Raw genomic sequence first — 406 nt, forward strand, 5'->3', positions numbered from 1 at the left:
TCAAATTTTTCTACAGAGCCGAACTCGTTTAATACTGCTGCTTTCATATTGTATTGATTTAGTTATTTAGGTAAATTCCTAATTTAATATTAAAAAAAAATTATAAGTTATTCTTGATCAACTGAGCTAACTGTTGTATTACTTTTTCATTACGTTTATAATATGTCCATTGATCTTTTCTTGTTGCCTCCAAAACACCTGCTGCGGACATATTTTTAAGATAAACTGAAACCGTCGGAATAGACATTTCAGCTTTTTTAGCAATATCGGAAACGCATATTCCTAATGAGGATTTATAGTCAGCCAATTCTTCTTCTGGAAAATAAGCGAAGGGATCTTTCAACCAAGTAAGTATATTCAAACGAGTTTGATTTGATAGTGATTTAATAACTTGCAATAATTCCAT

At 30.3% G+C, this 406-nt stretch carries 1 protein-coding gene; it reads right to left on the reverse strand.

All coding sequences use genetic code 11. The features are described from left to right. Nucleotides 1–100: 100 nt before the first annotated feature. A partial coding sequence (locus GJU39_RS23340; protein ID WP_154283386.1) for an ArsR/SmtB family transcription factor occupies nucleotides 101–406 on the reverse strand: 306 nt, incomplete at its 5' end.

Origin of the sequence: Pedobacter petrophilus (assembly GCF_009674725.1) — a bacterium.
GTDB classification, from domain to species: domain Bacteria; phylum Bacteroidota; class Bacteroidia; order Sphingobacteriales; family Sphingobacteriaceae; genus Pedobacter; species Pedobacter petrophilus.